The following is a 6,810-nucleotide window of genomic DNA, read 5'->3' on the forward strand; positions in this document are numbered from 1 at the left end:
AATACCGCTTTCTGTAGATACCCCTGCACCACCGAAAAATACAATATTATCCGATGCCTCAATCATTGCTTTTAACTTGAGAATGTTTTCCTGTTCACTCATGAAATCCGCTCCTTTCATTCCGCAGGCAAGTGAATGGTGTAGTTATTTCGAAAACAATGTACTAGTTTCTTCTGTTAACCCCGAACCCCTCTGGCGCTGACCGGCGGCCACCTTTGCTCCATGTCTTTAAGGTTGATCCCGGCCGCATCCAAAAGTCCTTTGTCGCTGATCTTCTTGAAACAATCCAGTGCATCATCCGGCTTTTCATCCAAAAGCCATGCCCGGCCTTCCAACATCAGATAATCATCATCTCCACTTTCATACCAGGCCTTGTGAAACCACTGTGCCGCTGCATCAGCCTTTCCCATACTCACAAGGAGCTGTCCCTTGAGCGCCATCAGATCCGCCCCCTCCGGTTCGATACGAAGGGCTTTCTCGATGGCTTTCATGCCCTGTCGTACCCTGCCCAACTGCTCATCCGCCATCGCTTCATAATAATAGCCGTCTGCTTCTCTGCCGTTCAGCACAGCCGCCTGCCGTCCACACACTTCAAGCCGCTTGATTTCCCTCAGATCCGTACATGTCTCACACATCAGCGCCGAAGCCAGTCGTTCGCATTCTGCCAGACACGCCTCATACTGATTCCGGATGGTACTCTGAAGAAAGATATCCACACAATCATACCGCAGCAGACTGTTTTGTCCAGGGTTGTCTGTCATACACGCCATCAACGGTTGATAACGGGCATCATCATCTTCTACAACCTCATAATACCGCTCTCCGAAATGTGCTGCAAATATCTGCTTCCGCTCATTCTCAGAAAACAGCCATGCTTCTCTGACATCTGCCCGGATATTACCTTCAAGGAACAGAGACGGACGCATGATCTTCTTGCGCACTTCTGCCCTCTTATAGTACCCGATCACAGCCCAGCCGCCATCCTGTGCTTTTACAAAGACCACCGGTATGTCCTCCAGACTTTCGCTCTGAACCGTTCCCTCATAAAAATCCTCAAGGTTGATACAAACATCCGTATTCTCTTTCCTTGAGCGTGTCAGGGCATAACACCTTCCGTTATAGTCAAAAAACTCATTCATTAAAAGGGTTGACACATCTTCAATCCGCACAACAAGAATCGCCATCTCTCACCCTCCCTTCTAAAAATGGCCGCCCAAAATGCCGCAGATCACTCTGCGATAACGGCATCTTGCGGCAGCCATACTCAGCTGTTGCTTATTAGCATTTCTCCGGTTCCGGATAAGTCTCACCGAACAATTCCACTGTCATAGACTGGATCTTCTGCTCTTCAACCGGTTTATCCTGCCATCCTGTTCTGACAGATGCAATCTTATCAACGACATCAAGACCTTCAACAACCTTGCCGAATGCTGCATACTGTCCATCCAGATGCGGTGCATTGGCATGCATAATGAAGAACTGTGAACCTGCTGAGTTCGGCATCATGGAACGTGCCATAGACAGAACACCTCTTGTATGCTTCAGATCATTTCTCACACCATTCATGGCGAATTCACCCTTAATGCTATAGCCTGGACCGCCCATACCTGTACCCTGCGGATCACCGCCCTGAATCATAAAACCGGAAATAACTCTGTGAAAAATCAAGCCATCATAAAAGCCTTTCTGAACGAGGGAAATAAAGTTATTCACTGTATTCGGAGCGATTTCAGGGTATAATTCTGCCTTCATCACATCTCCGTTTGTCATTGTAATTGTTACAACTGGATTTGTCATTGTATATCTTCCTTTCATTATCATTCTGCAGCCCTTCAACCTCTTTGCAGCTGCAAAATATCTTATTCTTCAATAGTTCCATTGTACAGAAAAAACCCCTTTCTGTAAAGGGGCTTTTCTTGTTGTATCTATTTCTTGTTGTACCGGTTTCCCGTTACATCAGTTTTGTACTTTCAAGTTTTTCGATAAACGCTTCATTGAGTCGGACAATCGGCTTTCTGAGAAGCAGACCGAGAAGCAGTGACGGGATCAGATATAATGCCATCTTAGCCATCTCAACCATGTAATAATTGCTATAGAATCCGGCAATACACTCACGCATCGCATTCATACTGTGTACGAAAGGCAGCAGTGGATATACAACCTGGAAGAACTTCGGTGCACATTCGATTGGGAATGTACCGCCGCTTCCGGCTACCTGCATAACCATCAGCACAACAGCAACTGCCTTACCGATATCGCCAAAGGAAACCGTCAAAGCATAAATAATATTGACATAGATCAGACTTGAAAAACAGCCCGTGATAATAAACATCAACGGATGTTCACACTGAATACCGAGGAAATACAAATCTCCCAGACAGATCAGTGCACTCTGCAGAATACCGAGGCAAACCATCAGGATCATTCGTCCAAAATAAAGCTGATGTTCCTTTGGATTCTTTAGTCTCTTCTTCGCATTCTCTGACACAGTAACTTTCAGCATAGCCGCCATTACAACCGCACCAACCCAGATGGCCAGTGTTGAATAGAACGGTGCCATTGCAGAACCATAGTTCTCAATCGGATAAATCTGGTTCTCATGAAGTTTTACCGGAGAAGCAATGAATGAAGCCATGCTCTCAGGACTTTCCTCCAGAAGATCGGTCAGGGCATCCATACTGCCGCTGTCTGATACTTTCCTGGATGCTGTGGTAAGTTTGTCAGAAGCATCTTTTAACAGATTCACCGAATCTTCCAATGTTTTCTGAACATCCGACAGATCCCCGGATGCATTGTCGGTGACACCTGCAATATCCTGGACACTGTCATTCAACGCTGTGAACATAGATGTAATGGAGGAATCTGTGGATGACAGACTGCCTGCCAGATCATTCAGACCACTCTTGACATTCTCTTCATAGCTTGTCTTTACTTCTTCAACGGAATCCGTTGTCTGTGCGATCAGATCATTTATTTCTTTCTTGAGATCCGATGCATCCCCTGTCAGTGTTGTCAGACTGCCGGCGGCTTCATTGATCTTGTCCTGAATGGCTGTCTGTCTTGCAACCGCCGTATCGATCAAACCATTGATATCTCTGATAGCTGTGTTTAAAATCTTCAGGGAATCCAAATCATTGCCGATGTCTGTCAGGGAATTTTCTATCTCTGTATAGCGGTCGATCACATCCTGGATTCTGTCTGATACGGCATATAAAGCATCTGCTGATGCCTCCGCATCTGTATTATAAGAATCCAGCGCTTTGCCCACCGCATCTGACACAGCTGTATAGAATTCCTTGTTCTGTGCCAATGCATCAGAAATCGTCTTTGTGGTACCTGTCAAAGCACTGTTTAATGAATCAATGCCTTCACCGGCTTTATCAAAAGCCTCGACACTGTTTTCTGCACCGGAGCCGGACTGCTTCAGAAATTCAGTGGTTGAATCCAACATCAGCGCACCTGATTGCATCAGATTGGCAAAGGTCTGCACCGTATTGGCCGCACTGCTCAAATCAAAAGCTGCCTGGTTCAGGGTTTTTGACAGTTTGTCTGCCAACTCCTGATCATCTTCATCATCAGCAGCATTGCTGACAAGCTGGATTGCCTCCAGCGCTGTTTTGGAAACGGTTTCAATGAAAGTGTCATTCACCTGCTGCTGTACAGCGTTGGCACCCTTTTCAGTAACCTTTGGTGCAATGGCATTTTCCTTCTCATTAATATAATAAATAATCTGAGGATGTGTCACATCACTGGTAAAAACACTCATCATATCCCTGGTAAAATCCCCAGGAATAACAAGGGACGCATAATATTTGCCGGATTTAACACCATCAGCTGCATCATCTGCATCTGTAAAGACCCAATTGAAATTGTCATTGTCCTTCAATGCCTTAATGACATCATCACCAAGATTCAGATTCACTTTGATCAGTTCACTTGTATAACCTGCATCCTCGCTGGCCACGGCGATTTTCAGGCCATCCGTACTACCATACGGATCCCAGCTGGCTGCAATATTGAACCATGCATAAAGAGTCGGAATAACAAGAATACCCATGATAACGATCATGGCAATAACGTTATTATGAATCTTGTTTAAGTCATTCTTAAAAACACGCAGAATATTCTTCATTATTCCTTCCCCTTTCCACGGAATTTCTCAAGCATTTCTTCAAAAGACATACCTGCAATCTTCTGCTGTTCCTGCAGATTATTGTGAATAAACTCGACAACGATCAGCCATACAGCGATAATAATGATTGAAAGGATCCACAGGACAAGGAATACGATCTTCGATTCCAGACTGAACATCAGAACAAGGAAAATCAGCGGAATAATGATAATCGCCAGGAATCCGAAACGCACCATCTTCTTATAATTGCCTTCAAAAGCCTGTGCCTTTGCAGCTGTCTCTTCTCTCAGATTGTCAACAGACAGAGATGCCTTCAAAAGCATTCTCAGCTGTTCATGACGGCTGAGTGTTTCATCCGGTTCTTCACAGATCATAAACTCTGTCTCTGAAAGCTTTCTGTCAAACAGGCGATTCAGTCCGGCAAAGGCCGGCCTGAGACCAAGTCCGATCAGCAGTGAAATCGGCACATAGCATAATAACAGAATCAGTATATCTTTCTCATAGACATGTCCATATACACCTGCTACACATTCTCTCATAGCACCGACGCCATACGTAAACGGAAGAAACGGATGCAGGTTCTGGAAGAATGCCGGTGTCATTTCAATCGGGTATGTACCTGATGATCCCGGAATCTGAAGAATAACCAGGATAACGCACAATGCCTTGCCGATATGCTTGAATGAAATAGACAATGCATAAATAATATTAACATAGACAAAAGAAAGAATCATACCGAGAATAACCATCCTTACCGGATGCACGACCTGCGCCCCCGGAAGCAGCGTATCACCCAGGCACACAATAAAGCCCTGAATGACACCGATCACGACATACAGCAGCCATCTGCCCATATACATCTCTGATGCCGTATAATCCTTCATAGTTTTGTCTCTGTCTACTTCCATCTTAATGATCGCGATCAGAACAATACCGCCCACCCAGATTGCCAGGTTGGAATAGAATGGAATCATGGAAGAACCGTAATTCTTCACTGCAAAATAAGTCTCTGTATCCAGTTCAACCGGTGATGCCATAAACTCAGAAATCTGGTCAGCATCAATACCTTCCAGTTTGAGCAGTTTGTTATATGTATCGGAACTTACAAGCGCATTCATATCACTCTGGATGTCATTCAGCTTGCCGCTGACACTTGTCAGTGCAGAGGTCGTACCGCTTAAAGCGTCCCTGATATCCGCAAGACTTGTATCCAGCTGATCAAAAACCGACTGAAACTGCTCGGAAGCTGTCGGTACGCCATTGAGCAGACCGGACAACTCACCCGTCAGACTTGAGAATGTATCCAGTGTTTTGTCCAGTTCAGGAATAACATTCTGAGCCATGGAAATCCTGAAAGCATGGATACTGCCGATACTGTCAGAAGCAATTCCTGACAGCTGTTCACGTGTTGTGGATGTTGTGGAGATTGCATCCGAAATGCTGTTATTGCCTACAGTCAGACTGTCGATCAGTTTCTGATTCTTGTCATTCTGCTCCTGAAGACTGGCAATATTGCTGTTCAGTCTGTCAATGATATCATTGGCAATCTGTCCATCCACTTCATCAGTCACTTGATTCACAAGATCCTGCATATTATCCAGGATCTCACCATTTAATGATACAACAGAATTGGCTGAATCCAGTGCATCGCCAACCGTCGTATTAATCTTGCCTGCCTTGGCTTCCAACTCTGTCAGCCCCTCTGAAGCAGAACTATGTGCCTGGTTCAAAAGTAGCTCTCCATTGGAAAGTGACCAGGACAGGATGGCGGAAAAATCTCCGGCTGCTGTTCTCGTATTCTGAATGATCGTATCCGCGTCATCCAGAGCAGATGCGCCTGAGGCCGCTGCGTCATCCAGTGAACCTGCTGCCTTCTGGGCATCTGAAATCAGATCCTTGGTAGAATCAGAACTGTTGTTAAACTTGTCCAACAAATCTTCGTACGCCTGAATATTGGCATCTGCCTTCTTCAGCATCTCATTGATGTCCGTATTCACATTGCCTACAGCATCTGCTACATCTGTCACAGAATTTTTAACAACATCCGACACAGACTCTGCTGCAACCGATGAGAATGTACTGTTGATCTGAGACTGGATCGTACTTGCACCCGTACTCGTGATCTTCGGTGCAATGGCATTGGCTTTCTCATTGATATAGTATTCCAGTTCCGGTGTATTAAGCTTGCCTGAAAGGACACTTAACAATGATTCACTGAAATTGTCCGGAATAACAATCGCTGCATAATACTTGCCGGATCTGACGCCTTCAACGGCTTCATCTTCCGACACAAAGGTCCATCCCAACTGATCATTTTCCTTCAGATTCGTAATGATCTCGTCACCCGCATTGATCGAAAGGCCATTGCTCGACGCCTCCTGATCATTATTGGCAACAGCTACCTTAATACCAGAGGTGTTGGCATAAGGATCAATGTTTGCAACAATATTGAACCATGCATAGAGCGACGGAATGATCGACACACCTATGATGACCAGTAATGCTGCCGGGTTGCGCAAAATCCGCTTCAAATCCCGGCGAAAAATCCGAAATGCATTTCTCATAAAAATGCTCCTTTTTCATAAATTGTTCCATTAATAGATAACTAAAACTTCCCACACCGATACGGTGTGTTGAACCTTGAAAATTCAATATTTCAGCCAATAAAAAAGGCATAA

Annotated in this window: 4 protein-coding genes and 1 pseudogene; all 5 read right to left on the bottom strand. The window is 45.0% G+C overall.

Annotation, left to right across the window (positions count from 1 at the left end):
- Positions 1 to 102 (bottom strand): annotated as a pseudogene (locus WMO25_RS12820) (NAD-dependent protein deacylase); the annotation flags it as partial.
- A gap of 74 nt (positions 103 to 176) precedes the next feature.
- The gene (locus WMO25_RS12825; protein ID WP_349085610.1) at positions 177 to 1,184 is read right to left on the bottom strand and encodes a tetratricopeptide repeat protein; all 1,008 of its coding nucleotides are present in this window, start codon (positions 1,182 to 1,184) and stop codon (positions 177 to 179) included.
- A 94-nt stretch (positions 1,185 to 1,278) separates the two neighbouring features.
- Positions 1,279 to 1,797 (bottom strand): peptidylprolyl isomerase, encoded by a 519-nt coding sequence (locus WMO25_RS12830; RefSeq protein WP_015513423.1) that lies wholly within the window; start codon positions 1,795 to 1,797, stop codon positions 1,279 to 1,281.
- 154 nt (positions 1,798 to 1,951) lie between these two features.
- Positions 1,952 to 4,132 (bottom strand): YhgE/Pip family protein, encoded by a 2,181-nt coding sequence (locus WMO25_RS12835; protein ID WP_349085612.1) that lies wholly within the window; start codon positions 4,130 to 4,132, stop codon positions 1,952 to 1,954.
- Positions 4,132 to 6,696 (bottom strand): YhgE/Pip family protein, encoded by a 2,565-nt coding sequence (locus WMO25_RS12840; protein ID WP_349085614.1) that lies wholly within the window; start codon positions 6,694 to 6,696, stop codon positions 4,132 to 4,134. The genes WMO25_RS12835 and WMO25_RS12840 overlap by 1 nt, the downstream gene beginning before the upstream one ends.
- Between the last annotated feature and the right edge of the window lie 114 nt (positions 6,697 to 6,810).

Source organism: Coprococcus intestinihominis, assembly GCF_040096555.1.
In the GTDB taxonomy this organism is placed as follows: domain Bacteria; phylum Bacillota; class Clostridia; order Lachnospirales; family Lachnospiraceae; genus Coprococcus_A; species Coprococcus_A intestinihominis.

Excerpts from the sequence above, each read along its gene's own strand:
- WMO25_RS12835 (WP_349085612.1), bottom strand. The coding sequence starts at position 4,132 with ATGAAGAATATTCTGCGTGTTTTTAAGAATGACTTAAACAAGATTCAT.
- WMO25_RS12840 (WP_349085614.1), bottom strand. The coding sequence starts at position 6,696 with ATGAGAAATGCATTTCGGATTTTTCGCCGGGATTTGAAGCGGATTTTG.
- WMO25_RS12825 (WP_349085610.1), bottom strand. The coding sequence starts at position 1,184 with ATGGCGATTCTTGTTGTGCGGATTGAAGATGTGTCAACCCTTTTAATG.
- WMO25_RS12830 (WP_015513423.1), bottom strand. The coding sequence starts at position 1,797 with ATGACAAATCCAGTTGTAACAATTACAATGACAAACGGAGATGTGATG.